At 54.5% G+C, this 23,717-nt stretch carries 20 protein-coding genes; 12 read left to right on the top strand and 8 right to left on the bottom strand.

What is annotated here, in order from left to right; translation table 11 throughout:
- Nucleotides 1-5: 5 nt before the first annotated feature.
- Nucleotides 6-1,109 (bottom strand): NrfD/PsrC family molybdoenzyme membrane anchor subunit, encoded by a 1,104-nt coding sequence (gene nrfD / locus ACS18Q_RS09355; protein ID WP_441256989.1) that lies wholly within the window; start codon nucleotides 1,107-1,109, stop codon nucleotides 6-8.
- Nucleotides 1,106-1,873: a sulfate reduction electron transfer complex DsrMKJOP subunit DsrO gene (dsrO, locus tag ACS18Q_RS09360; RefSeq protein ID WP_441256990.1), complete on the bottom strand. Its 768-nt coding sequence runs from the start codon at nucleotides 1,871-1,873 to the stop codon at nucleotides 1,106-1,108. The genes nrfD and dsrO overlap by 4 nt, the downstream gene beginning before the upstream one ends.
- 169 nt (nucleotides 1,874-2,042) lie before the next feature.
- Here dsrO and ACS18Q_RS09365 point away from each other — a divergent pair, with 169 nt between their 5' ends.
- From ACS18Q_RS09365 to ACS18Q_RS09385, 5 genes are all read left to right on the top strand, one after another.
- On the top strand, nucleotides 2,043-3,860 hold the full coding sequence (locus ACS18Q_RS09365) for a sensor histidine kinase (protein ID WP_441256991.1): 1,818 nt from the start codon (nucleotides 2,043-2,045) through the stop codon (nucleotides 3,858-3,860).
- A 16-nt stretch (nucleotides 3,861-3,876) separates the two neighbouring features.
- The gene (locus tag ACS18Q_RS09370; protein ID WP_020428950.1) at nucleotides 3,877-4,491 is read left to right on the top strand and encodes a response regulator transcription factor; all 615 of its coding nucleotides are present in this window, start codon (nucleotides 3,877-3,879) and stop codon (nucleotides 4,489-4,491) included.
- A gap of 382 nt (nucleotides 4,492-4,873) precedes the next feature.
- Nucleotides 4,874-6,466, top strand: a complete 1,593-nt coding sequence (locus ACS18Q_RS09375) for a phosphoethanolamine transferase (RefSeq protein WP_004725155.1) — start codon at nucleotides 4,874-4,876, stop codon at nucleotides 6,464-6,466.
- A 25-nt stretch (nucleotides 6,467-6,491) separates the two neighbouring features.
- A complete protein-coding gene (locus ACS18Q_RS09380; RefSeq protein ID WP_004725154.1) occupies nucleotides 6,492-6,866 on the top strand; it encodes a diacylglycerol kinase in 375 nt (124 codons plus the stop codon).
- Nucleotides 6,854-8,809, top strand: coding sequence for an LTA synthase family protein (locus ACS18Q_RS09385; RefSeq protein WP_038150957.1), 1,956 nt, complete (start codon nucleotides 6,854-6,856; stop codon nucleotides 8,807-8,809). The genes ACS18Q_RS09380 and ACS18Q_RS09385 overlap by 13 nt, the downstream gene beginning before the upstream one ends.
- Nucleotides 8,810-8,915: 106 nt before the next feature.
- Here the strand turns inward: ACS18Q_RS09385 and ACS18Q_RS09390 are convergent, their stop codons facing one another.
- Nucleotides 8,916-10,538, bottom strand: coding sequence for a DEAD/DEAH box helicase (locus tag ACS18Q_RS09390; protein WP_441256992.1), 1,623 nt, complete (start codon nucleotides 10,536-10,538; stop codon nucleotides 8,916-8,918).
- Nucleotides 10,539-10,933: 395 nt separating this feature from the next.
- Between ACS18Q_RS09390 and ACS18Q_RS09395 the strand changes: the two genes are divergently transcribed.
- From ACS18Q_RS09395 to copI, 6 genes are all read left to right on the top strand, one after another.
- Complete coding sequence (locus tag ACS18Q_RS09395) at nucleotides 10,934-12,049, top strand: glycosyltransferase family 9 protein (RefSeq protein ID WP_441256993.1); 1,116 nt, start codon at nucleotides 10,934-10,936, stop codon at nucleotides 12,047-12,049.
- Nucleotides 12,050-12,307: 258 nt separating this feature from the next.
- The gene (locus ACS18Q_RS09400; protein WP_441256994.1) at nucleotides 12,308-12,673 is read left to right on the top strand and encodes a hypothetical protein; all 366 of its coding nucleotides are present in this window, start codon (nucleotides 12,308-12,310) and stop codon (nucleotides 12,671-12,673) included.
- 100 nt (nucleotides 12,674-12,773) lie between these two features.
- Nucleotides 12,774-14,156 (top strand): TolC family protein, encoded by a 1,383-nt coding sequence (locus tag ACS18Q_RS09405; protein ID WP_441256995.1) that lies wholly within the window; start codon nucleotides 12,774-12,776, stop codon nucleotides 14,154-14,156.
- A 9-nt stretch (nucleotides 14,157-14,165) separates the two neighbouring features.
- Nucleotides 14,166-15,884, top strand: a complete 1,719-nt coding sequence (locus ACS18Q_RS09410) for an efflux RND transporter periplasmic adaptor subunit (protein WP_441256996.1) — start codon at nucleotides 14,166-14,168, stop codon at nucleotides 15,882-15,884.
- The gene (locus ACS18Q_RS09415; protein ID WP_441256997.1) at nucleotides 15,881-19,024 is read left to right on the top strand and encodes an efflux RND transporter permease subunit; all 3,144 of its coding nucleotides are present in this window, start codon (nucleotides 15,881-15,883) and stop codon (nucleotides 19,022-19,024) included. The genes ACS18Q_RS09410 and ACS18Q_RS09415 overlap by 4 nt, the downstream gene beginning before the upstream one ends.
- Before the next feature lie 3 nt (nucleotides 19,025-19,027).
- Complete coding sequence (gene copI / locus ACS18Q_RS09420) at nucleotides 19,028-19,588, top strand: copper-resistant cuproprotein CopI (protein ID WP_441256998.1); 561 nt, start codon at nucleotides 19,028-19,030, stop codon at nucleotides 19,586-19,588.
- Between the two features lie 105 nt (nucleotides 19,589-19,693).
- On the opposite strand, the gene ACS18Q_RS09425 is transcribed toward copI, so the two are convergent.
- From ACS18Q_RS09425 to ACS18Q_RS09445, 5 genes are all read right to left on the bottom strand, one after another.
- Nucleotides 19,694-20,050: a hypothetical protein gene (locus ACS18Q_RS09425; protein WP_394624705.1), complete on the bottom strand. Its 357-nt coding sequence runs from the start codon at nucleotides 20,048-20,050 to the stop codon at nucleotides 19,694-19,696.
- A gap of 61 nt (nucleotides 20,051-20,111) precedes the next feature.
- A complete protein-coding gene (locus tag ACS18Q_RS09430) occupies nucleotides 20,112-20,561 on the bottom strand; it encodes a GNAT family N-acetyltransferase (RefSeq protein ID WP_441256999.1) in 450 nt (149 codons plus the stop codon).
- A 72-nt stretch (nucleotides 20,562-20,633) separates the two neighbouring features.
- Nucleotides 20,634-21,449, bottom strand: coding sequence for a helix-turn-helix transcriptional regulator (locus ACS18Q_RS09435; RefSeq protein ID WP_441257000.1), 816 nt, complete (start codon nucleotides 21,447-21,449; stop codon nucleotides 20,634-20,636).
- A gap of 17 nt (nucleotides 21,450-21,466) precedes the next feature.
- Nucleotides 21,467-22,003 (bottom strand): YbhB/YbcL family Raf kinase inhibitor-like protein, encoded by a 537-nt coding sequence (locus ACS18Q_RS09440; RefSeq protein WP_441257001.1) that lies wholly within the window; start codon nucleotides 22,001-22,003, stop codon nucleotides 21,467-21,469.
- A gap of 162 nt (nucleotides 22,004-22,165) precedes the next feature.
- A complete protein-coding gene (locus ACS18Q_RS09445; protein WP_417868573.1) occupies nucleotides 22,166-22,741 on the bottom strand; it encodes a TetR/AcrR family transcriptional regulator in 576 nt (191 codons plus the stop codon).
- 79 nt (nucleotides 22,742-22,820) lie between these two features.
- On the opposite strand from ACS18Q_RS09445, the gene ACS18Q_RS09450 reads away from it, so the two are divergent.
- Nucleotides 22,821-23,684 carry an alpha/beta hydrolase family protein gene (locus tag ACS18Q_RS09450; RefSeq protein ID WP_238529591.1) on the top strand — a complete coding sequence of 288 codons (864 nt, stop codon included), beginning with the start codon at nucleotides 22,821-22,823 and terminating at the stop codon, nucleotides 23,682-23,684.
- Nucleotides 23,685-23,717: the final 33 nt, after the last annotated feature.

The following is a 23,717-nucleotide window of genomic DNA, read 5'->3' on the forward strand; positions in this document are numbered from 1 at the left end:
TTCTCCTACTCGTGGTGTGTCAGTGCGGATGAGGGATGGGTTTGCGCGCGATGTTGCACCAGTTCACTGCCCAGCAGTGCCAGCGCCAACCACAAACCGAACATGCCCGCGATGCCGAGCGCGCCATTAGCGCCCCAAGGCAATTCATACGGATAAGGCCCGACATCGAACTTAGGAATGGTCTGCACCTGCATCATGGTGACCCAGCGCACCAACCAAGCAGCGACAAGGCTGAGTGCCATCATGCCAATCAAGCCCAACCCGCGGGTTCGCTCATGCAAGCTCAAAAATGCCCATGCGATACAACCCAGCAGCGCCGCAGTCAGCAGCGCCAGATGCTGCGTCCATTGCGCATTTTCATACAGCGAAAACGTTGGGTTATTGGCCGCCCAAATCGGCACTAAAATCAGCGCCAGCATCGCACTGAGCGACACGGTTTTCTTCAGTAAACTGAGATCAAAGCTGCTCAGTTGCGCCGAAATGGCTTTCGGCACCAGCAGATAAACAAACAGGCTAAAACCGACGGCGGCCAGAAACGCGGTGATAAACCACAGCAGCGGCGCGGCGGGTTGATGCCACAGCGGACGTGCGCTCACGGCGGCAATTTCCGCGCCGGTATAGAGCGCAATCGACAGCCCCGAGAACATAGTCAGCGTCGCCACCAGCAGCATCAAACGGCGCGAGGTGCGCCATTGTCCGAGCGACAGTTGACCAACCCAACGCAGCACGAAACCATGGTTTTGCTGCAGCGCAATCAAATCGGCGCGCAGATAGAGCCAAGCCGTCGCCACCGCCAGCGCTGAAAACAGCGGCAGAAATAGCGAGCCCAGCGACATCCACGACCACGGCGTAATGTAAGCGTAGAAGTGCCACGCTCGGCCGGGTTGATGCAAATCGCCAGTCAGTGCCAACGGGCCAACCATGGCGCCAATCGCCAACGTAAGCACCAGCGCGGCACGCAAGCGGTGGCTGCTGCGCCCTTCAAACAGTAACGCAATCAAAAAGAGCATGGCCGCGGCGTACGCCGAGCCAATGTAGAAGAAATACTGCACCGCCCACGGTAACCAAGCGATCGCTTGCGGCGCAACCAACACTTCGGTGATGTTCATGCGTGGCCTCCTTGCGGCTCGTAAATGGCGGCTTTGCCTTGAATGTGCGAGGTAAAGCGTTCATCCATGCCGAGATAAAACACATGCGGCTGGGTATTGGCTTCCGGTTTCAGCACTTTCAGTTCGCCTTGATGCTGCGCCATCAACTGGCGAATCTGGCTATGCGGATCGTTCAAATCGCCGATAATGCGTGCGCCGCCGACACAGGTTTCCACGCACGCCGGCAGTAAGCCTTGTTCCAGACGATGCGCACAGAAGGTGCATTTATCCGCTGTCAGGGTCTGTTCGTTGATCACCCGCGCATCGTAAGGACACGCCTGCACACAATAGGCGCACGCTACACAGCGGCTGTTGTCCACCATCACAATGCCATCCTCACGCTGAAAGGTGGCCTGCACCGGACACACCGCCACGCACGGCGGGTTATCGCAGTGGTTGCACAAGCGCGGCAGCGTGAACGCTTTCACCTGCTGAGTCGCCTGCAAGCCATCCGTTAAGGTCACTTCGTACTGTTTGACGGTGGTGCGAAACTGGCCGATGGGCATCTGATTTTCGACACTGCACCCGACCGTGCAGGCCTGACAGCCCACGCATTTGCGCAGGTCTATCAACATTGCATAGCGTTTGCCAATTTGTCCTTTGCGGTTCGGCGCTTGGTTATTGCGTATCACGGTACTGGCCGTTGCCGTGCCAATCCCGGTCACCGGGATTAACGCAGCACCAGCGGTCACCGCGCTGAGAAAACGTCGTTTGGTGGAATCCATCACTCACCTACTGAATTGGGTTGGGTGAGTTGATTGTCAGCAATGCGCGACGCGGTCGGTATTGTGGTTTTCCACATACCCGGCGGTTCATTGATCTAAAACAAATGGGGCATGATGCGGGTTGCTGTTATCCTAGTCGCCAGTTGATGCATTCAGGGATGAAGACCGCATGTTCACTTCGTTAGTTTGCCGTTTGATGTTCCCCATCCTGCTGGGGTTGTGCTTGTTGAGCGCGCAAAGCATCGCGGCACAACAGGCGGCCAATCAAGTTAAGTCTTCCAAAATCAAGCCTGTCGTTGATGTTGGGGTGTTGGCGATTCGCGGCAATCTGGCAGCAAAGCAGCGCTGGCAGCCGACCATCGATTGGCTCAATCAACACATTCCGGATGCCGAGTTTGTGCTGCATCCGCTCGATTTAGACGGCATGCTGAATGCGGTGAAATCGCAGAGCATGGAGTTTATCGTCACCAACCCCGGTCAGGCGGTGCGCCTCGGCAGGCAGTACGAGCTGTCGTGGATGGCAACACTCACTAATCGCGCGCCGAGTCATTCTAACGACGCCATCGGTTCGGCGTTGGTGGTGCGAGCCGAGTCCCCTTATCAGCAACTGGCGGATATCGCCGGACATTCGATGGCGGCGGTCTCCGAGCGCGCTTTTGGTGGCTACCTCACGCTGCGCTATCAGGTGTTAGAACTTGGCTTTCATCCGAATGATTTTTTCGCCAACGTGCGCTTTTGGGGGTTCCCGATTGACGCCAACCTCTATCAGTTGCGTGATGGGTTTGTCGAGGCGGCAGTCGTGCCTGCGTGTTTGCTGGAAACCATGACCCGTGAAGGACTGCTGGAGGCCAATCGCTATCGCGTACTCAACGTCGACACCAACGCAGATTTCCATTGTCAGGTTTCGACCCACCTTTATCCGAATTGGTCGTTTGCCAAAACCGACCGCGCATCGGCGCCACTCGCCAAACAAGTCACCCGCGCGCTGCTTGCCATGCCTGCCGAAAGCCCGGCCGCCATCGCCGCTGGCGCGTCCGGTTGGACCTCACCGGTCAGCCTGCTCTCTATCGATAAACTCTATCAGGCGCTCGATCTGCATCCATTGCAGGAGCCGTGGTGGAAAGAGGCGATCCGCTGGTTACGTTTTCATCAGGAGTGGGCTTGGGCGCTGTTTATCGTCGTGGTGGTATTGAACGCCTACCACTTCTGGCTCGAGTACCGGTTTAGCAAAAGCCAACAAGCCCTGGAGAAAACGCAGCTGCGCCTCAAAGAGAAAAGCGAACAGTTGGAACACGCGCAGCGCGTGGCGATTGTGGGCGAACTCGGCAGCAGCTTGGCGCATGAAATCAATCAGCCACTGGCGGCGATTCGTAACTACAGTGAAGGCGGTTTGCTGCGCGTGGCAAAGCAGCGCCCGACAGAAGAGATCACGCCGGTGTTTGAAAAGATTCAGGCGCAGGTCGATCGCGCCGATGCGATCATCAATCGGCTGCGCAACCTGATCAAAAAACGCAGCCTTGAAAAGCAGCCGTGCAATATCGAAACCCTGCTCGACGAAACACTGGAACTGATGCACTACCGCTTGCAAAAATACGAGGTGGCAGTCAGCCGCAGCAGCGAAGGCGACGTCATTGCCGTGGCAGCAGACCGCGTCGGTATGCAGCAAGTGCTGGTGAATGTACTCAGCAATGCCATCGACGCCTGCCTGCTGTATCAAGAGCGTGAAGCATCCGGCAGTTATCAGCCCAAAATCGCGCTACATACTGATTATCAAGCCGAGACGCTGTACATTCGCGTGGTCGATAACGGCACCGGACTGGAACACGGCACCCCGAGTGAAGCGTTTGTCAGTCACAAAGCGCATGGCCTCGGATTGGGGCTGGCCATCTGTCGCGATGTGATGGAAAGCCATGGCGGGCAAATCAGCCTGATGTCCGTCGAGCCACACGGCTGCATCGTCAGCCTTTCTCTGCCCTATTGGGCGTAAATTCAGGAGCGCATGAATGAGTGAATCGAATCCACACCTGCCCGTCTATGTGGTTGATGACGATGAATCGGTGCGTGATTCTCTGCAATTTATGCTGCAAGAGCACGGTTTCCACGTCACCACCTTTGCCAGCGGCAAGGCGTTTCTCGACGGCGTCAATCCGCTCAAACCCGGCTGCGTGATTTTGGACAGCCGCATGCCCGAGCTGCGCGGACAGCAAGTGCACCAACGGCTCAACGAGGCCAACAGTCCGCTGGCGATCATCTATCTGACCGGTCACGGCGATGTGCCGATGGCGGTGGATGCGCTACAAGCGGGCGCGATTCACTTCTTTCAAAAACCCGTCAAAGGCGACGAACTCGCCGCCGCCATCACGCAAGGGCTGCAACAGTCAGCATCGAAGCTAGATCTGCTGGCGGCAAAAACCGCATTTGAATCGCTGACGACACGGGAGAAAGAGATCCTCAAACTGCTGATTGCCGGCAAACGCAACATTCGTATCGCCGACGAGCTGTGCATTGCGCAGCGCACTGTCGAAGTGCATCGCGCCAATCTGATGAAAAAGTTTGCTGCCAGTACCGTGGCCGAACTTGCCTACGTCTACGGTCAACTGGCCAAGGTGATGCGCTAAATCGTTCGAATTCGGTCGAATAGCGACCGCACCCTTTCGGCATCGTCCAAGTCGGCGCATACGCGCCACAAAACCCTCACAAAAAACAAGTCATTCATTCACCTAGATACCAAAATGACCAAATAACACATAAACTTAAGTTTATATTTCAAACATAAAATTTACACAATACAACCTTTTGATCACAGAATGATGTTCAGTTAATGAATATTCAACATTGCTAATGTGCTCGCGATTGCAGGTCTTGCATGACGAAAAAAACTGAAGGTGTCTTCAGCTAATCTTAAGTTTAGATTCGCATGATAGCGCCATCGTTTCATCGTCAGGTTTATTCTTCATGTCAAACTCAGGTCGTCTTTCATTTCCGCGTCTCCCCATGAGCATGACCACGCTCATTGTGGTTTTCGCGGTCTATTTTGGTACGGTGATGAATTATCCCGTGCTGAAGACTATTTTCCGTTTGAGTGCGGATGTCTCCAATCCGTTGTTTGCCTACACAGCGCCTGTTCTTCTAACTTGCGCCTTCATTATTATTTTCTCCGCATTTGCCTGGCCATACTTTTTCAAGCCGTTTATGGCATTTGTGGTGCTAACATCCGCTGCAGCGCTGTATGCCGAAGTCAATTTTCAAACGCTGTTCGACACCACCATGATGGAAAGCGTGTTTGAAACCAACTCTTCAGAAATATCGTTTTACCTCAACACGGCGACGCTTCTTTACTTGTTCGGCTTTGGTGTGGTGCCGTGTCTCTTCCTCGCCATGGTGCGCATCACGCCGCACCGCACTTGGATGCGCGCGATCGCATCGCGTGTGGGCATCGTCATCATCGCGGTCGCGGGGATTGGCTTGATTGCGGCCACCAGCTACAAAGACTACGCCTCCGTCGGTCGAAACAATCACTATCTGAACAAAATGATTATTCCCGCGCATCTCTACAACGGCGCGAAATACCTTAACAAAACCTACTTTGAAACCAAACTGGCCTACCAAACCTTGGGGACCGATGCCAAGGTTGCAGCCGCACCAAATGGCAAACCCACGCTGATGGTGGTGGTGCTGGGTGAAACCGCTCGTGCGATGAATTTTGCCTACAACGGCTATCAGCGCGACACCAACCCCTACACCAAAGACATGGGTTTGATCGCGTTTCAGGACGTCTCGTCGTGCGGCACGTATACCGCACTGTCGGTGCCATGCATGTTCTCGAACATGACGCGTGATAGCTACAACAAGCCACGTGCTGCCGCGCAAGACAATGCGCTCAATGTGCTGCAACACGCCGGGGTTGATGTGCTGTGGATCGATAACGACGGCGGCGACAAAGGCGTCGCGAAAAAACTGCCCTATCTGTCGATTGACGCCTCACTGAAAAATGACGACTGCAACGGCTCAACCTGTTTTGACGTGGCCATGCTCAGTGATGCGAAAAAGTTCATTGACGACGGCGCACGCAACAAACTGCTGGTGCTCCACACCATCGGAAGCCATGGCCCAACCTACTGGCAACGTTATCCCGATGCACAAGCGCCCTTCCAACCCGCGTGTAACCGCAGTGATATCGAAAACTGCAACGACCAACAAATTGTCAACGTGTACGACAACACCTTGGTCTACACCGACTACGTGTTAGCACAAGTGATCAATGAGCTGAAAAGTGTCTCTAACGATTACAACGTGATGCTGACTTACATTTCCGACCACGGTGAATCACTGGGGGAAAGTGGCCTGTATCTACACGGCACCCCTTACGCGATTGCTCCCGTCGAACAAACGCACGTGCCTTGGCTGCTTTGGATGCCAGAGCAATATGCGCAGCAGAAAGGCTTGAATACGCAATGCCTCAAAGACAAAGCGAAAACAAGCGCGCTGTCACACGACAACTTATTCCATAGCCTGCTGGGCTTTTATGGTGTGCGTACCGAGGTTCAGAACAGCGAGCTGGATATCACGCAAAGCTGCCTTTTAGATTCATAACCCCTATTTATAGAGTTCTCATTCAATGCAACAGGAAGTCATCATTAAACGCACCGGGGTGCACCGGATTGTTTATACCTTTGTCCACAGTTTTAACGGATTCAAGTGGCTGTGTAAGCACGAAGCCGCGTTTCAACAAGAGCTGATGCTCTTCGTGCCACTGACCGTGTTCGCGTTTTGGTTGGATCTACCCGCCATGCATACCTTACTGGTGATGTTAAGCATGGTGTTCGTGTTATTTGCTGAGATGGTCAACACCGCCATTGAAGCCGTGGTGGATCGTATCGGTTTGGAATATCACACACTGTCTGGCGTTGCGAAGAATATCGGGTCGGCGCTGGTTCTTTTAGCCATGGGATGTTCATTGGCTGTTTGGGGTACCGTATTATGGCTACACTAATTTCTGCGTTCACTGGCGAGCGCGCCAAATTTAAGTTGGGTGCGCTGCTGCCATTGCTGTGCTTTGTTTTGATTGATTTGCTGCTGCTGAGTTTGTCACGTCTGATGCTCTCAGTGTGGCAAAGCGAGCGCGTGTTTTCGACCACCGATTTTGGCCAGATTTTTATCGGCGGCCTGCGAATCGATATCTCGTCGGTCGGTTATCTGTTTGCACCTGCGCTGCTGCTGATCATCGCCGCCACGCTGCTGCGTGCGACGCGCTATATTCGTCTGCCGCTCAAAGTGTATTTGGTGGCGGGCAGCCTGCTGTTTCTGTTCTTTGAACTGATCACGCCCACCTTTATCCTTGAATACGACCTGCGCCCTAACCGCCTGTTTATCGACTACCTGATCTATCCCAAAGAAGTGTTCTCGATGCTGGCCTCTGGCTACAAAACCGAAATTGCGGTGACGTTTGTCATCCTGTTTTTGGCCGCTCGCTTACTGAGTAAAGTCTTTGATGCGTTGTGGAGCGCCGACGTGAAAGGCGCCGTGTTACCACAATTGGCGATGCAACTGGTGCTAACGTGTTTGGTGGTGCTGGGCGCGCGCGGAACCTTGGAACACCGCCCGATCAACCCGGCGTTGGTGGCGTTCTCAACCGATCACCTGCTCAACGATTTAAGCATTAACTCCGCCTATTCGGTGGCGTTTGCGTGGAAACAAGCGCAGAAAGAGATGTCGAGCGCCGACTTCTACGGCCCGATGGATCAGCAAACCTTGTTGCGTGAAATTCACCGCACCATGCAAAACCCCGCGGCGGATTTCGCCGATCCAAGTGCGCCGACCAAAACCATGCACACCACCAGCTTTCCCGGACGCAAAAAGAACCTAGTGATTCTGCTGCAAGAGAGCTTGGGCGCCCGTTATGTGGGCAAACTCGGTGGCCTGCCGCTGACCCCCAACCTTGACAAAATCATGGATGAAGGCTGGAACTTCACGCGGCTATACGCCACAGGAACACGTTCAGTGCGCGGGATTGAAGCGGTGGTTACCGGCTTTACGCCAACGCCAGCACGTGCGGTGGTCAAACTGGGTAAATCACAACAGAACTTCTTCACACTGGCGAGCTTCCTTGGCAATCAAGGGTATCGTACCCAGTTTATTTACGGCGGTGAAGCGCACTTCGACAACATGAAGACCTTCTTCCTTGGCAACGGTTTCCAAGATATCGTTCAAGGCAGCGATTTTGCCAAAGTCGATTTTACCGGCTCTTGGGGCGCATCGGATGAAGATCTGTATGATCAAGCCAACAAAGAATTTACTGAACTCCACCAACAAGGAAAGCCGTTCTTTAGCTTGGTGTTTACTTCATCGAACCATTCACCATACGACTATCCAGACGGTAAAATTACGCCTTACGACAGCGACAAACAGACGCGCAACAACGCCGCGAAATACTCGGATTATGCGCTGGGCGAATTTGTCAAAAAAGCCAAGCAGTCAGAATACTGGAAAGACACCATCTTTGTGGTCGTCGCGGATCACGACTCACGGGTTTATGGCGCAAGCCTTGTCCCCGTGCGTCACTTCCACATTCCAGCGGTGATTTTCGGTCATGATGTGCCGCACCAAGTGGATGATCGTCTGGCAAGCCAGATTGACCTTGGCCCAACACTGCTGTCGTTGATTGGCGCCTCTGGTGAGCATCCTATGCTGGGCAACGATTTCACCAAACCGCTGACGGCTTCTCAGCCGCGCGCGATGCTGCAATACGACAAAAACTTCGCGTACTTAAAAGCGGGCAAAGCAGTCGTCTTCCAGCCTGACAAAGCGCCACAAACCTTCCTGTTGGATGGGGAAAATCTCACCCCGACTCAAAGCGATGACGCGCTGACACAAGAAGCGCATGCCTACGCCAACTTCGGCAGCATGGCATATCAAAAAGGGTGGTATAAACCTTAATCACGCAGCGTGAGCGGCGGTGCATCAGCCGCAACTCATCAACGACACATAGTAAAACGCCAGATCATCACGATCTGGCGTTTTTTATTGCGAGCAAAGCGTTCAATTAACGATTGGCATCTGCATTTTGACGGGCACGTGGCGCGCCGCCATTTTGATTTTGGCCATTGCGGTTTTGACCATTGCCGCGGTTTTGGCTACTGCTGCGACTTTGGCTATTACGGCTTGGGTTACGGCTGTTTGGGTTCTCGTTGTTCCCTTTGTTCGCACTGTTGCCGTTGCGTGGTTGATGACGCTTCGGTTTGTTCGCCGCTGTGCCCGCGTTTTGCTCGCTGGCTTTACCGTTGCGAGCGCCGCTGCGCGGTTTGGATGTCGCCCCCTCAGGCTGATCGTTCTTGGCTGGCGCTCGGCCTTGGCGCGCCTCACCTTGACGCGATGGCTTAGACTTACCGCCCGCGTTTTGATTTGGCTTTCGGCCTTGCGAGGCCGGCTTTTCGCCTTGTGCATGGCGTTCGCCCTGCACCGCTGGTTTTTTCGGTTTCTTCGGTTTTTTCGGTTTAATTGGGCGAGTGTCCAGTTTTGATTCTGGCACAGTGTTGGTCGGCTTAAAGCCGTCCAGTTCTACGCGCGGCAAGACTTGCTGAATCAAACGTTCAATGCCAAACAGATCCGGCGCTTCTACAGCACACACCAAAGAGATCGCGCGACCTGCTTCACCCGCACGGCCCGTACGGCCAATGCGGTGCACATAATCTTCCGCTATGTTTGGCAGCTCAAAGTTCACCACTTGAGGCAGTTGCGGAATGTCGATGCCGCGCGCCGCGATGTCGGTCGCAACCAACACGCGCAATTCGCCCGATTTAAATTCGGCCAAAGCTGTCGTACGTGCGCCCTGGCTCTTGTTGCCATGAATCGCCGCCGCTTTAATGCCTTCTTCATTCAAAAATGCTGCCAGCTTATTCGCGCCGCGTTTGGTACGGGTAAACACCAGCACTTGCTGCCAGTTGCCATCTTTGATGAGTTTCACCAACATCGGCGCTTTCTTTTTCACGTCGGCTGGGTAAACACACTGCTCGACCGTTTTTGCCGTGGAGTTCGCTGGGCTCACCGAGATCTCCACCGGATCGTTCACCAAGCCTTTGGCCAGCGCACGAATTTCATCGGAGAACGTGGCAGAGAACAGCAGGTTCTGACGGTTTTTCGGCAACAGCTCAAGAATCTTACGAATGTCGCGAATAAAGCCCATGTCCAACATGCGGTCCGCTTCATCAAGCACCAGCACTTCCAGTTGATCAAACTTCACCGCATTCTGGTTGTACAAGTCCATCAAACGACCTGGCGTTGCAACCAGCACATCGGCACCTTTTCGCAGACGCAGCATTTGTGGGTTGATCTTCACGCCACCAAACACCACCGCGCTGCTCAGTGGCAGGTGACGGCTGTAGGTAAATACGCACTCTTGTACCTGAGCGGCTAGCTCACGCGTTGGGGTCAGAATCAACGCACGCACCTGATTAGCACGCACACGAGGGCCACCCGTTAAACGCTCCAGAATCGGCAGCGTAAATCCGGCGGTTTTACCTGTTCCGGTCTGTGCTGCTGCCATCACATCTTTGCCTTGCAGCACAGCTGGGATCGCTTGTGCCTGAATTGGAGAAGGTGTTTCGTACCCTTTTTCCTTGATGGCTTGAAGGATTGGCGCAGATAGACCTAACGAGGTAAAACCCATAGTTGATTCTCAATAGTTAATAGAACGGTGGATCGTCGCAGAATGCGACTCCAAAAGTCCGGCATTCTGAATCTTTTAAGCCTTGGGTTCAACCAGTAATTGCAAACTCCCGCCGCCCCACGCAGCCATGCGATTTAGCTGACTGATTTTACTAAAAAAAATGAAACCATCGCCGCCATACCCCGAATTGTCGCCACATTCATCCCAGCGACATAAAACATCGTCATCTTAAGCCTATGTTAAGTCACGCGCCCTATGATGAATATCATTGAAGTCATACGGCGAATGTATCGAGGCAGATGTATCGAAGCATCCGAATAAGCGGCTCATCAGAATGAATGATGATTCGACCTAGGCGACAAATCGGTGTTTGGCAAACGAAGATAGAGAGGGCAATGATGATGCAACTGGTCGGTGAGAACCCAAAACTGCGAATCAAAAATTACTTACGTAAATTCGATCGCTACCGTAAAAACAAAATGACCCACGTGGCCAACCTGCTGCTGTCGGTACTCGGAAACACCCGTGACGCGCAACCTGAGTTAGTCGCGGCCAACGACGTCAAACAAATTTTGATTGTGCGCAGCAACGACCGCGTCGGCAACACGGTATTTTTGATTCCGTTCATTCGTCAGGTTCAGCACCACTATCCACACGCCAAGATCACGTTACTGCTCAACAAACCATGGCAACAAACGCTCTTTGCCCATATGGGCATCGAGACGTTCGCGTTTGCCAACCTGTCGTTTTCCAGCCTGCCGGAATGCATCGCATCGCTGCGTGGTTTGCGACAACAGGTCTTTGATCTTTGCCTGTCGCCAAGCACATCGGCGCAATCGTCGATTTTGTGCGCCTTGATGAGCGCGCGCAATAAAGTGGCTGCCACCAGCCGTTACGATGCAGCATTCACCCACACGTTCCCTGTGCGTAAAGCCTATAGCCACGCGGCACTGTGTAACCTCAGCTTACTGCCGCAAATTCACTCATCAGCACAACAGGCCTCCCAGTGGAACAGCCATCAACTGAGCATCAGCACGGACGAGTGCCACGCTGGATTGGAAACCAAAACCATGCTCGCACCGGACGATTCGCTGTGTCTGGCATTTTTCCGCGGCGCACGCGGCGACAAAAAGTTAACCGATGTTGAATGGCTGAACGTTTTGCGCCAGTTTGAACGTGCCCATCATCAACCGATCACGTGGATCGAAGTGATGGGCCCTGAAATTGAAGCGCCGCTGTGTCGTGATATTCAAACCTATCGCAGCAAAAGCTTGCGTGAACTGGCCTGCTTCCTGCGCCATGCCGACGGCTTCATCAGTTGTGACACCGGCCCGCTGCACCTCGCCGATGCCGCCGGAGCCAGTTGCATTGGCCTATACACCCACACCGATCCCGCGGTGTACGGTTTGCTGGGAGAACGCTGTTTCCATATCACCGACCTCGAACACATCGACGCGGCGACCATATTGCATAGGTTAGAAGCTGCCAAATTCCTGCCGCAAGCGGCGTAAGGGAGGCTGCACGATACGTTTGTCTGAACGATGTGTCTGAACGATGCATCTGAACAAAGCGTCACCGCCCACCATGTTCCTGAGAAAAAGCAGCCGTCCTCGCTGCTTTTTCGTCAAGAATCTCCACCTCGTTATACCGTCATCTGAGAAACAGGCTTGACCTTCCCCTAGGGGGAAGCTTTATAGTCGCTGCACTTTTTATGTCATTGCCCTTTTTACATGCGCTTAAACTTCATGACGACATTCGGAATCACACTGTTGGCATTAGCTTCGCTGCTGATGTCCGGCTTTGTTGTTGGTTCGCCCGCCATGAATGTGACCCTCAGCAAGCACATGGCAATGCCATCTGTGATGTCGATGCCCCATCGCGTCAGCGCCAATTGCACCGATAACTCAAACGCAAAGCAACCCCACACCCAACATGCCCACGCCAGCGCCTCATGCGATGTCAGTCATGACATGAAGCACAGTTGCTGCGATACCACCTGCACCAACACGTTGGCGTTGATGGCATGTCTTGCGCCAATCCCATCTCGGATCAGCACGCAAACCCAATACCACGCCATCAGTGCCGGTGATGTCATTCATCGCACGCAAACCCTGTATCGGCCCCCCAGCGCTTAAATCCCAACTTTCGAACCTCGGTTTCCGCCTCGACTAACAGTTAACCGTTAACTGTTAACAGGCGGAGAGATTCTCGTGCGCGTCACGCGCTCAGTTGTGGATGAACAACGTGAAATTAAAACCATGCCTTTTGGCGCTGTCTGTCAGCGCTGCGGCTTGGGTGAACACGATGGCGATGGCGAGTGAAACCTCGCCTGCCAGCCCATCACCTCAGCCTGCACAGGCGTTGTCTCAATTGATTGAGACGGCGCTGTCGAACGACGGCATTCGTCGTCAGTATTACGCACAAGCGCAAGCGATGCGCGAAACCGGTCGTGCCAGTGCGACCTTAATGGATCCCAAACTCAAAATAGGCGTCACCGGTCTGCCCGTCGACAGCTTCAAGTTCGATGAAGATGCGATGACCAACATTTCCGTCGGCTTGATGCAGCAGTTTGAGCGCGGTGACACGCTCGATCTGCAACACAAAAAAGCCACCCAACAGGCACAAGGCGTCGACCTTCAGGTCGTCGGTCGCGAGCTGGACGTCGCCAACGCGCTGACCCAATTGTGGCTTGAACTGGGCTATCAGCAGATGGCGCAAACCATTCTGCTGGAAAATCGCAGCCTGATGAATGAGATGGTCAATTTCATTCAAACCAATTACGCGATTGGCAAAAGCGAAGCGCAAGATCTGCTCAATGCACAGCTGCAAGTCTCACGCCTAGACGAGAAGCTGCAGGCAAACGCGCAAATGCAGCAGCGCCTGACCGCGCAGCTCTCCGAATGGCTCGGCTCAGACTGGCTGCTTTCAGCCCATCGCCTTCAGGCATCGAACCAGTTGCCGTGGCCTAAGCTGGAGCAAACCCTCAACCACCCGTCGAACAACAACGCCTATTACACCGACCTCAGCCGTCATCCGGTGGTGCGCATGGCAGACGCCGCCATCGCCGCCAATCGCACGCAGGTCGATATTGCGCGCGAAGCCTACTCGCCGCAGTTCGGCGTGGAAGTGATGTATGCCTATCGCCAAGCCAACAACATGCGCGGCGAACCCGCATCGGACTTGGTCAGCGCCTATCTGACCCTCGACATTCCGCTGTTTACCGGCAACCGCCAAGACCGCAACCTCGCAGCAGCGCAGTATCAGGTCGGCGCGGCGCAATCGCAAAAAGACACCTTGCTCCGTCAGATGAACGCCAAAGTGAATGCACTGCGCGTCGATCGCGACAACCTCGCTCAGCGTCTGGCACGTTTTGACTCGACCTTGCTACCGCAAGCCAAAGCGCGCGTGCAGGCGACCGAGCGCGGCTATCAGAACAATACCGCGCAGTTTAACGACGTGATTTCGGCCAGTACGGATGAATTGGCATTGCAGCTTGAATATCAGCGCCTGCTCACCGATCGCAATCTGGTCAACAACAACCTCGCGGCGCTGCTCAGCAGTTACGAATACCAAGTCAGTCCGCCGCAGCTCTCCACGTCAACCGCCGAGCAGGAATAAGGTCACATCATGAAAAACAGTCATATTGCAATCATCGCGCTGGCCATTGGCGCAGCTCTGGGCGTAGGTGTCCAAACGTATCTCACGGGCATGAACGCCGAACATAACGCCATGAACAACACCATGAACAGCGCCGCCAGTGAAGGCAGCAAAGAGCCGCTGTATTGGGTGGCGCCCATGGACCCGAACTACAAACGCGACAAACCGGGCAAGTCACCAATGGGGATGGATTTGATTCCGGTGTATGCCGAACAAACCGCGAGCCAGAAACCGGGCACGGTCACCATCGACCCGTCGGTGGAAAACAACTTAGGCGTCAAAACCGCGCAAGCTGTGCGCGAGCCGCTGTCACCCAGCATTGAAACCGTGGGCTACATCGCCTTTGATGAGAGCCGTTTATGGCAAACCAACGTGCGCGTGGCAGGCTGGGTCGAGAAGCTCTACGTCAACGCGGTCGGCGATCGCGTGCAAAAAGACGACGTGCTGTTCACCCTCTACTCGCCCGAATTAGTGAAAGCGCAGGAAGAGTTGCTTAACGCCTATCGCACTGGGCGCAGCGCTTTGGTGAAAGGGGCGACCGAGCGTTTGGTGGCACTCGGTGTCGACCGCGCGCAGATTCAGGCCATCCTTAAACGCGGTAAAGCCTCGTCGTCTGTCGAGATCAAAGCCAAAGCCGATGGCATCATCGCCAGCTTAAATATTCGTGAAGGCGGCTATCTCTCGCCAGCGCAAGCGGTGATCAGTGCCGGCCCGCTGGAGAATGTGTGGGTCGATGCCGAAGTGTTTGAGCGCCAGTCACACTGGGTGACCGCAGGCAGTCAAGCGATGATGACGCTCGATGCGATGCCGGGACGCGAATGGCAGGGTGAAGTCGATTACGTCTACCCGATTCTCGACCCACAAACCCGCACGCTGCGTATGCGCCTCAAGTTTGCCAATCCACAGGGCGATCTCAAACCCAACATGTTCGCCAACATCTCGCTGCAACCGGTCACAGAAGACGCGGTATTAACCATTCCAAAATCGGCGGTGATCCATTCTGGCGGCATGAGCCGCGTAGTGCTGGCCGAAGGCAACGGTCAGTATCGCTCAGCGCGCATTGACGTGGGCCGTGAAGCGGGCGATCGCATTGAGGTGCGCCACGGGCTCAATGAACAAAGCCGCGTGGTCACTTCAGCGCACTTCCTGCTCGATTCAGAATCGAGTCAAACAGCCGACTTGTCGCGCATCGATGGCCTGCAAGCCGCCAGTGAAACGATTTGGGCCAAAGGTGAAGTGACCGATGTAATGGAAAAAACGCGCATGTTAACCATCAGCCACCAGCCTGTCGCGGCACTGAACTGGCCGGGTATGACGATGAACTTTACCCTCGCCAGCGACATCAACGTGGCACCGTTCAAGCGCGGACAGGCGATTGAGTTCGCGCTCAAAAAAGGCGATGACGGCCAATATCAAGTGGTCGATTACCGCATCGGTGACAACGTCATTCCCGGCGAGCTGTGGCTAACCGGTGACATCAGCATGCTGATGGCCGATTTTGGCATGATCACCCTCAAACACTTGCCGGTTGCCGAGTGGCGCTGGGATGCGGGCGAAATGAATTTCAGCGTCGGTGATGACGTTGACCTCAGCGGGCTGAAGGAAGGTCAGCCGGTTCGGTTTCTAGTGCAGAAAAATGGCACCGACTATGTGCTGAAAGCGGTTGAACGCCGCGGAGGTCAATCATGATCAACGCCATCATTCGCTGGTCGCTGCACAACCGCTTTCTGGTGTTGGTCGCGACGATTGCGCTCATCGCGGGCGGCCTGTTCAGCGTCAAACAAACGCCGGTCGACGCGATTCCCGATCTCTCCGATGTGCAGGTCATCATCAAAACCAGCTACCCCGGCCAAGCGCCGCAGGTAGTCGAAGATCAGGTCACCTACCCGCTGACCACCGCCATGCTGGCCGTGCCTGGCGCGGTGACGGTGCGCGGTTATTCGTTCTTTGGTGATTCCTACGTTTACATCATCTTTAACGACAAAACTGATATGTACTGGGCGCGCTCTCGGGTACTCGAATACCTCAGCCAAGTGGCGCCCAAACTGCCATCCAACGCCAAGCCGACGCTCGGCCCCGACGCCACAGGCGTCGGTTGGGTCTACAGCTACGTGCTGCAAGACAAAACCGGGCAACACGATTTGGCGCAGCTGCGTAGCCTACAAGACTGGTTCCTCAAGTATGAGCTGCAAACCGTGGCTGGGGTGTCAGAAGTTGCGACCGTGGGCGGCATGGTCAAGCAATATCAAATCCAGATTGATCCCGCTAAGTTGCGCGCCTACAACCTGACGCTACAACAGGTCAACGCCGCCATTCAAAACGGGAATCAGGAAACGGGCGCCTCGGTGATTGAAGTGGCCGAAGCCGAACACATGGTGCGCACCACCGGTTACCTGACCGGGATTGAAGACATTCAATCGCTGCCGCTCAAAGTGACCAGCAAAGGCACGCCGCTGCTGTTGGGCGATATCGCCGACATTACCTTGGGGCCACAAATGCGCCGCGGGATTTCGGAACTCAATGGTGAAGGGGAAGCTGTCGGCGGCGTCATCGTGATGCGCTATGGTGAGAACGCCAGCCAAGTGATTGCCAACGTCAAGGCCAAGTTGGACAGCCTGCAAGGCAGTTTGCCCAGCGGGGTGGAAATTGTACCGACTTACGATCGCTCCACACTGATCAATTCTGCGGTCGAGAACCTATGGAAGAAGCTGGCGGAAGAGTTCATCGTGGTCGCCATCGTCTGCGCGCTGTTCCTGTTCCATATGCGGTCATCACTGGTGATTGCGCTCAGCCTGCCCGTCGGCATTCTGTCGGCGTTTATCGTCATGCACTGGCAAGGCATCAATGCCAACATCATGTCGCTTGGCGGTATCGCGATTGCCATTGGCGCCATGGTCGACGGTGCGATTGTGATGATCGAAAACGTCCACAAGCACATTGAGCGCACGCCGCTGACTGACAAAAACCGCTGGCAAGTGATTGGCGATGCAGCGCAAGAGGTCGGCCCACCGCTATTCTTCTCGCTGATCATCATCACCCTCAGCTTTGTCCCGGTATTTGCGCTGGAAGGTCAGGAAGGCAAGATGTTCTCGCCGCTCGCTTTTACCAAAACCTACGCCATGGCGGCGTCGGCGGGGCTTGCCATCACGCTGGTGCCGGTACTGATGGGCTATTTCATTCGCGGGAACATACTGCCCGAGCACAAAAACCCGGTGAACAAGGCCTTGGTGAGCTTGTACCGCCCGCTGCTTAACCTCAGCCTGCGTTACCCCAAAACCGTGATTGCGGTAGCGGTAGCGTTGATGGCATCCGCCTACTACCCGACCAGCCAACTCGGCAGCGAGTTCATTCCACCACTGGATGAAGGCGATTTGATGTACATGCCGACCACTTATCCGGGCATCTCGATTGGGAAAGCGCGCGAGCTGTTGCAGCAAACCAACAAGCTGATCAAGACCGTGCCGGAGGTGAACACCGTGTGGGGCAAAATCGGCCGCGCCGAAACCGCAACAGATCCCGCGCCACTGACCATGATCGAGACCGTGATCCAACTGAAACCACGCAGCGAATGGCGTGAGGGCGTCACCCCAGCATCGCTGCGTAAAGAGTTCGACAATCTGGTGCAGTTCCCCGGTCTCACCAATGCGTGGGTGATGCCGATCAAAACCCGCATCGACATGCTGGCGACCGGGATCAAAACCCCGATTGGCATCAAAATCGTCGGGCCTGAGCTGGCAACCATCGAACGCATCGGCGCTGAGCTGGAGCCGATTTTGAACCACATTCAGGGCACTTCGTCGGTGTATGCCGAACGTGTGGCTGGCGGCCGTTATGTCACGGTCGACATCAAACGCCGCGCGGCGGCGCGTTACGGGCTGAACATCAAAGACGTGCAGCAAGTGATAGCCACGGCGGTTGGCGGCATGAATGTCGGCGAGACGATTGAAGGACTGGAACGTTACCCGATCAACGTGCGCTACCCGCAGGATTACCGCGATTCCGTGGTCAAACTGCAAAACCTGCCCTTGGTGACGCCCAACGGCGCTCGCATTGCACTCGCCGATGTGGCCGATGTGCGTTACGAAGATGGCCCACCGATGATCAAAACCGAAAATGCTCGCCCCAATGGCTGGGTGTTTGTCGACATAGACGGGCGCGATCTCGGCTCCTACGTGGCCGAAGCGCAGCGCGTGGTGGCCGATCAACTCAAGTTGCCAGCGGGCTATTCACTGACGTGGTCAGGGCAATATGAATACATGGAGCGCGCCAAAGATCGCCTCAGTGTGGTGGTGCCCATCACGCTCACCATCATCATGCTGCTGCTCTACTTCAGCTTCCGCCGGGTGGGAGAAGTGCTGATCATCATGGCTACCTTGCCGCTTGCGATGGTCGGCGGCTTATGGCTGATGTATTCGCTCGACTATCACCTGTCGATCGCCGTCGGCGTGGGCTTTATTGCGCTGGCTGGTGTGGCGGTCGAGATTGGCGTCATCATGCTGGTGTACCTCAATCAAGCTTGGCATTACACCAAACTCAAGGTTCAAGAACGCAAAGCAAATCTGACACGGCAAGACCTCAACGACGCCATTCGCGAAGGCGCCGGGCTGCGCGTGCGCCCAGTCATGATGACCGTGATGACTGTCATCATCGGCCTCATTCCGATTATGTACGGCGAAGGCACCGGTTCTGAAGTGATGCAGCGCATCGCCGCGCCCATGATTGGCGGCATGGCATCAGCATTGCTGCTGACGCTGCTGGTACTGCCCGCCATTTTTAAGCTGTGGAAACAGCGTGAAACACAACCCACACCAACCACTGAAAAGGAATAACTCATGAAAATCACTGTATTGGCTTTGGCACTAAGCCTCACTTCCCCACTAGCGCTGGCCGACATGACGCACGACGACAGCCAACAAGCCGGCATGGATCACAGCATGATGGCAACCGGTTCGATGTCGCATGACGGCATGTCGACCCCAGGTATGAATCACACTGGCATGATGAACATGGGCGAAATGTCCGATGTCGGAATGTCCGCCACAGGCTCCAAGCCAACAAAAGTAGTACATGTGCTACTTTCTGACGACATGAAGATCACGTTTAAAAAAGAGGTCGATATTCAACCCAACGACGTAGTGCAATTTGTGATCATGAATACCGGCAAAATCGACCACGAATTCTCCATCGGCTCTGCCAAAGAACAACTGGCACATCGCGACATGATGCGCTCCATGAATGGCCAACACATGCATGATTCCGGTAGCACGGTGACCGTGCAACCGGGCAAGGCCAAGCAATTGATGTGGCATTTCCAAGGTGATAACCACGTCGAGTTCGCCTGCAACATTCCCGGCCACGCCGAAGCGGGCATGGTGAAAAAAGTGACGCTGTAAACATCGCAACCTGCGATTGAGACACAAAAAACGCACCGATGGGTGCGTTTTTTCTTTCCATATCAAATAGTTTTTGTCACCGAGCGCAGCATCTATCCCGTGAGATCACAGCTCGCCGTTGGTGTCGCGTTCGTCCGGGAACAGGTATTCCATGTTGATGTTGCCTTCGGGGCTGAGGGTAAAGCGAATGTGGTCGTGGCCGATGCCGGACTGATTGATGTCCGAACACCCCAGAAACAGCTCCCAATCGTAGCTGTATTCGATTTGATAGCGGTTCTCCGCCAAATGATGCACCGACTGAATCTCGATGCCGTTGACGTTGTGCGCCATGTCATCGATGTAAGAGAGATCCGGGATCAGCTTGTCCTGAAAGGTGCTTTTATGGGCGATGAGGAAGTCTTTCAGCGCGTCGCACAGCGCCCGGCCATGTTCAATCGGTTGAGATGGGGGAGTAAAAATCACGTTTTGTTCTCCAGTTGAAATCGCGTAGGTTCAGTCAATAGAAAGGCGATTGAATACAAAGTCAGTTTAAATCCAACGACAAACGCAGCATGTCTTGATGCTGAATGCCCTGCTCAAAAATCGGCTCCGGATAGTGCTTGAGAAAGTGATCTTTCAGCACGACATCCACCCGAAAACCGAGCCGTTGATAATAGGTCAGTTGATAGCCAAAGGTGCCGGTGCCCAGCTCAACACGCTGCACGTTGCTATTTTTCAGCTCATGCAACGCAAACCGCAGCAGCTCAGAACCGATTCCCTGCTGCTGAAATGGCGCAGCGACCGACACATTGAAAATCTCAGCGGTGGTCTCATCCAGCGCTTTCACCACGCACGCGCCAATCACGGCGCCGTGGTGCGTGACGGCAAAACACCACGCGTCCTGCAAATACGTTGCGATGTTTTGCGGCGACGGATCGGCTTCCAACAGCAGTGACATCGGAATGTCATCAGGTTCAACACGTAAGTATTGCATGAGGCCTCAAATCAATGGTCGACAGGAAAAGTGCCCAACCGCGAGCATATGCAGCGGCGTGAATCTCACACTTTACTGCAATCGGCTGGAGACGGCACTCGTTTCATGGCCATCAAGTGTTTTGACATACCCTTTGGGCGAAATACCAAACTTATCTTTAAAGCGCTGGCTAAAGCGGCCTTCCGACTGATACCCACACAGGCTTGCGATCAATGCGACGTTGTTGTGCCCTTCTTGCATTAAACGAAGGGCATGATTCAAACGCACTTCAGCCAGCACTTCACGAAACTGAACGCCCTCTTGGCGCAGTTTTCGAATCATGGTAGCGCGGCTCATCGCAAAGTGTCGGGCCACATCGTCCAGCAGGTGGTCGTTGCTGGGCGAATGCGACAAATAGCGACTGAGTTTTTGAGTCAGTGAATCCTGCGACGTGGCAAAAAGGTGATGCAATGCGCCGCGCTCTGCCAATTGCTGATACAAGCCCAACACCCAATATTGCTGGGTTTCGGCGCTCAACACATGGCGGTCAAACGCATAGAGCGCATTGAGCGTGTCGCGCAAGGCAGTATCGTGAGGGAGCATGAACGAGGTGCCTGGCTCGGCGGCATTGCGCAAACTCAATTCAAGCATGGCGGGCGGCGGCGCGCAGAAAAAACTGAACATGCGCGATGAAAACCGCCCTTTGTGCGGCATGTTTTCAAAACTCAGCGACATACCTGAGCTGCACAGCAAGACTTGAGTCGCGGCCAGCTCACTCGGTTCATCCTGCCAAAAGAGTCGTTTACTGCCTGCCGTTATTTGAATCAGGCTCGGGGAATGGATACGAACATTACGCAGCGGCTGCTGCTGTCCGGCCCGAAACACGGTGACTTGATACTGATGATTCATCCATTCCCTCGCAAAATTTATTGACGCGTATACGTGGCGGTCAGTCTGGCTTTACCCAGCGCCATGCTGTTGAGGGTGAAACCAAATACGGCAGGCGGCGTGTTGGCATCCAATTGCAGTGATGCTTGCGGCAGCGCCCAAACGGTAAATTGATAACGGTGCATGCCGTCGTTGACTGGCGGACAAGCGCCACCAAAGCTTGCGACGCCATAATCGATACGCGCTTCTTTACCACCCAGTTTTGCGATATTGGCACCGCGCGGCACGGCATTCACCGATGCCGGAATATCAAACGCAATCCAATGCCAGAAGCCACTTTCTGTCGGAGCATCCGGGTCATAGGCAGTGATGGCAAAGCTTTTGGTGCCTGCTGGCGCATCTTTCCACATCAGTTGGGGTGACAGGTTTCCGCCATCGCATCCCCACCCCGCGTACTCAAAGGTTTTCGCCATCGGGTGGCCTTCCTGAATGTCGTTGCTGGTCAATTGAATGGCCTGCGCGGAACCCGCGGCCAATAGGCTGACGGTCATGATGCTATTGATGAAAAATTTCATTGCTGTTCTCCTTCGTTGGTCTGATTCAGTGTAAGCATGCATCACGACGATTGCCGACCTAAAAGTATCAAACAAACATAACAATCAGCAATATTTGATACTTAATGCTAAATGATATGGAGAGATCAATAAGGAATTCATCGCGCCGCAACCCAAGCCCCTTTACGCCGCTTCCATCAGTTTCGGCAGGCAATCCACGATCGCGTCTAGCGGGAAAATACTCTGATGTGCTCGGCACAGAACCACGGCGCCTTCAATGCTGGCGATGATGCCCAGCGCGCGGCTTTGCGCCGATGATTCCGCGTGACCTTGCGCCATCAAGTGCGCCGCAATCAATGCCTGCCACTGACTGAACACCTGCGATACCGCCGCTTTCACCGCTTCACCTTCTTCTGCCTGCGGCGCTTCAATGGCGGCAGCCACAATCGGGCAACCGGAACGAAACTGAGACTTTTTGAGGCGTTCCCGCCACTGAGCAACAAAAATGCGCAGACCATGTTGAGGCTCTGATTCAAGACACGCACGCAACTGCGCAGCAGCTTGTTCACCCGCCCAAACAATGGCTTCGGTCACAATTTGCTGTTTTCCTCCCGGGAAATTGTGATACGTCGACCCCAGCGGCGCCCCCGCAAATTTTGTCACTTCACGAATGCTGATCCCACGTAAACCGTGCAATGCCAACATCGCCGCGGCGGCCTCAATCACCCCTTGGCGTCCTTTTTCGCTACCTTTGGTCATGTGTTACACCCTTGTTATAACAATCGTCATAAGATAACATGCAGAACACAATTAAGACACTCGTTATAATAAGGAGATTATGATGAACCCAACGTCGTTTTTCACCGATGATCATTACCGGATCGGCGGCCAGTTATTCACGGCAACTGGCCCTCTTCAGGGACGCATTGTTGTGGCGGGCGCAACCGGTGTTCCGCAGGGCTTCTATCGCCGCTTCGCTCAGTTTGCGAGTGGGCAAGGATTTGAAACATTGACGTTTGATTACCGCGGTATCGGAGAATCAAAACCCGACACGTTGAAAGGCTTTGACATGGATTTGCTCGACTGGGGCAAACGGGACTTGGCCGCTGCGGTCGAGTTCATGAGTCAAGACGATGTGCCGCTGTTTGTGATTGGCCACTCTTACGGCGGACACGCATTTGGTCTACTGCCCAATCACCATAAAGTCGCCGGATTCTACGTGTATGGCACGGGGGCGGGTTGGCATGGCTACATGCCGCTGTCTGAGCAAATCAAAGTGCTGACTATGTGGCATGTGGTGCTGCCCGCGCTGACGTGGTGGAAAGGCTATTGCGCCTGGAACCGACTGGGCATGGGTGAAGACCTTCCCAAGCAAGCGTTCCATCAGTGGCGCTACTGGTGCCGTTTCCGTCACTACTTTTTTGATGATCCCGACATGGCAGGCATAGAAACCCTTTATCAGTCGGTGCGCACGCCGATCGTGGCAGCCAATGCGCTTGATGATCGATGGGCGATGCCTGAATCTCGCGATGCTTTCGTCAAACATTACAGTCATGCATCTGTCACCCGCGTGGATCTCTCCCCAAACCTGTTCGGCGGCAAAATCGGTCACATGGGCTATTTTCGCAAAAGCGCCGAACCTTTATGGCAAGTCACGCTCGACTGGTTCAAAACCCTTGCAGCGGAGCAAAAAGCAGCATGATGGTGTCGAATATTGTTCTGCATCACCTTAAAT

This window comes from Vibrio sp. Vf1514 (assembly GCF_052076135.1).
Classification (GTDB): domain Bacteria; phylum Pseudomonadota; class Gammaproteobacteria; order Enterobacterales; family Vibrionaceae; genus Vibrio; species Vibrio furnissii.